The sequence below is a fragment of the Microbacterium sp. NPDC055683 genome (genome assembly GCF_053617895.1).
Window position 1 is genome coordinate 1 of sequence record NZ_JBSHGQ010000081.1, and the last position, 3,145, is coordinate 3,145.

General features: G+C 69.1%; 3 protein-coding genes. 2 read left to right on the forward strand and 1 reads right to left on the reverse strand.

All coding sequences use genetic code 11. The features are described from left to right. Nucleotides 1-1,082, reverse strand: a 1,082-nt coding sequence (locus ACWGPF_RS17485; protein ID WP_452333997.1) for a DUF222 domain-containing protein, incomplete at its 3' end; no start/stop codon positions are given. A 540-nt stretch (nucleotides 1,083-1,622) separates the two neighbouring features. Between ACWGPF_RS17485 and ACWGPF_RS17490 the strand changes: the two genes are divergently transcribed. Both ACWGPF_RS17490 and ACWGPF_RS17495 read left to right on the forward strand, forming a co-directional pair. Further along, nucleotides 1,623-1,808, forward strand: coding sequence for a hypothetical protein (locus tag ACWGPF_RS17490; RefSeq protein WP_452333998.1), 186 nt, complete (start codon nucleotides 1,623-1,625; stop codon nucleotides 1,806-1,808). Between the two features lie 181 nt (nucleotides 1,809-1,989). Beyond that, a complete protein-coding gene (locus tag ACWGPF_RS17495; protein ID WP_452333999.1) occupies nucleotides 1,990-3,000 on the forward strand; it encodes a TerC family protein in 1,011 nt (336 codons plus the stop codon). The last annotated feature ends 145 nt before the right edge of the window (nucleotides 3,001-3,145 follow it).

Genomic DNA, 3,145 nt, shown 5'->3' on the forward strand with positions numbered 1-3,145 from the left:
CCCCGCTCCACGGCCGCGGCGACCTGCTCCGCGGTAGGCCTCAACGGGAGGGCGGGGTCGTGCGGGTACCAGGTGCCGTCGTGGAACACCTCGACATGCTCCCGGACCATCGAGCATCCCGGAAGGGCGGAACGGACAGTCCGCCGGTCACCGTTGCGCGGGCCATGCGCACCGGGGCCATGCGCATCGGGGCCGGCGGGGCGGTGGGGGTCGCCGTGGGGGTGGGTGGCGTATCCGTTCGCGTCGACCGCGACACCGTCACCGTTGACCCGCATCCCGAACGCGTTCCGCGTCGCACGACCGGCCTCATCCCCGCCCGTCCTTGCTCCCGCACCCACAGCGGTACCGGCCGTGGCGCGCCGCTGCTCGTCCTGGGCGGCCCGCTTCTTCTCTTCCGCGGCGAGTCGCTTCTCTTCTGCGGCGATGGGTTTGGCGATGGTGGTGAGGCGGTCGTGGATCGCGGTGATCTTCGCGGCCTCGTCGGTGAGGATGAACTCCGCCAGCCCGTCGTCGAGAGCCCGCACCCTCGTGCCTCGCCGGTCCAGGGCGCGCCGGTGCCGTTCAGGCAAGGGTGCCGGGTCGAGGACCCCGGCGAGGCTCTTCGCGAACACCCGCACCTGCCCCGGTGTCGCGTCCTCCGCATACGTCACCGCACGACGCGAGTACTCCTCCACGACCTCGTCGGGGAGCCGTTCCCCGTGTTCGCGGATGATGTCCGCCTGACGACGCGTGATCACCTGACGACACAATGCTTCCGCGACCACGGGGAACCGGTCGGTCAGGGCGAGATCCTGCCGGAGCCGCGCCTCCACCTCCCCCGGAGACAGATGCAGCACCGTCGCGAGCTCCAGGGCGATCGACCGCCACGGGAATGCGTACCCCGACGTCTCCCCGCACCGCGCGGTCTGCGCTTCCGCGACCCGCGCGGCCGCGGCGAACGCTCCCGCTTCCAGCCCATCGAGCCGGGCACGGTCGGCACGCAGCTCGAGGATCAGGTCGCGCACGTTCCCGATCGTGCGCACCTCCGCGGGGGTCGCCTCCCACGACGACCCCTCCGCGAACCTCGGCTTCCGTCCTGCCATACACCCATCATCCGCGGCACCACCGACATTCGAACACCCGGACGACACCACCCACACCCCACGGAGGTCACAGGATGGTCACGATGGGGTCGTGCGAGAGGGGAAGGTCGCGTTTCGGCTCGCTCGACGATCGCAAGGGGGCGCGCGGCTGAGCGGACGGGGGAGGTTGTGACGGGCGAGCGTCCGCCAGCGATCGGAGGCGCTCGACGCTCGACAGAGTCGGAGGTGCCCGAGGCTCGACGACCAGAAGGGGAGCCGCTCGACGCTCGGCCGAGATGAGGAGGGGGCGGGACGCCGACCCTGAACGGCGTCCCGCCGAGCACGCGGCGGATACCCGAAATCCGACGCGGCGGGTTGAGGGGTTCGACCCTGACGTGTGAACCGGAGCCTCGCGACGAGCCTATGGGTCCCGCCCTGGATGGCCGCAGGCCCTTCCCATCCGGACCGCACTGTGATAGAGCCAGAGTGGATGGCAATACACCCGATCCGCTCGTCGGGAAAGGGGTGGCGTCCGGCCCTCGAGGCGACCAGAGTCGGGTCATGTCGAAGATGACACCAGCGCGCACGATGTGGTGGGCGCTCCTCTGGCTGGCGATCCTCGTGCTCGCCGTCTCGTCCCTCGTCCTCGCCGTCCACACGTCCCTCGGGTCGTGGTTCACGGTGCTCGGAACGGCATGTGTCATCGCCGTATGCCTCGCCCACGTGCGATCCCGACCGCGCAACTGAGGATTCCCCGGACGGGGGAGCCCGGGCATCCCCTATGCTGGTGAGCACAGAGGGAGTACTTCGCCTCGGTCGACCCGCCAATACGGATCCGTAGACGCATCCCGGGTCGCCGGTTCTGGCTCCGCCAGGACGAAGGAGACTTTGGCCGATATCCGCCGTGCCATCTCTCCTGGAGGACGCCATGCAGGTCACCCCGCTCATCTGGATCATCACCATCGCCGTGACGATCGCCTTCTTCGTGTACGAGTTCTTCGCGCACGTGCGCAAGCCGCACGAGCCGACGATCGGCGAGTCGGCCCGCTGGTCGGCGTTCTACATCGGGCTCGCGCTGCTGTTCGGCGTCGGCATCGGCGTGGTCTCCGGATGGACGTACGGCGGCGAGTACTTCGCCGGCTACCTCACGGAGAAGGCCCTGTCGATCGACAACCTCTTCGTCTTCCTCATCGTGATGAGCGGCTTCGCGGTGCCGAAGATCTACCAGCAGAAGGTGCTGATGATCGGCATCGTCATCGCGCTCATCCTCCGAGGGGCGTTCATCGCCGTCGGCGCGACGCTCATCGAGAACCTCTCCTGGATCTTCTACGTCTTCGGCGCGCTCCTGCTCGTCCTCGCCTGGCGTCAGGCATTCGGCGACCACGACGACAACCCCGCCGACGGTCGCTTCATGCGCCTCGTGCGCCGCGTGCTGCCCGTCGAGGACGAGTACCACGGCGACCGCCTCACGGTGAAGAAGGACGGCCGCCGCTACGTCACCCCGATGCTCCTCACGATCATCGCGATCGGCTTCGTCGACCTCATCTTCGCCGTCGACTCGATCCCGGCCATCTACGGCCTCACGGAAGAGGCGTACATCGTCTTCACGGCGAACGCCTTCGCGCTCATGGGCCTGCGCCAGCTGTTCTTCCTCATCGGCGGCCTGCTCGAGCGCCTCGTCTACCTCGCTCAGGGGCTCGCGGTCATCCTCGCGTTCATCGGCGTCAAGCTCGTGTTCCACGCCCTGCACGTCAACGAGCTCCCGTTCATCAACGGCGGCCAGCACGTCGAGTGGGCGCCCGAGATCCCCATCTGGTTCTCGCTCCTCTTCATCGGCGCGACGATCGCGGTCGCGACGATCGCGAGCCTCGTGAAGACCCGCCGCGATGCGGGCGCCGAGGCGGTCGAGGAGAGCGCCTCCGCGCGGGACCACCGCTGACGTCTAGCGTGCCGAGGCCGGGAACGGAACCCCCTTCCCCGCCGCGGCCGTGCCCCCGACCGTCGCGGCCTGTCCGATACGACACTCACCCCCCACCCCCAGGTCTGCTCGCGGAAGCCCTCGCCCCCCCCATCGAGCTCGCAGC

Coding starts and splice junctions, on each gene's coding strand:
- ACWGPF_RS17490 (WP_452333998.1), top strand. CDS start 1,623: ATGTCGAAGATGACACCAGCGCGCACGATGTGGTGGGCGCTCCTCTGG.
- ACWGPF_RS17495 (WP_452333999.1), top strand. CDS start 1,990: ATGCAGGTCACCCCGCTCATCTGGATCATCACCATCGCCGTGACGATC.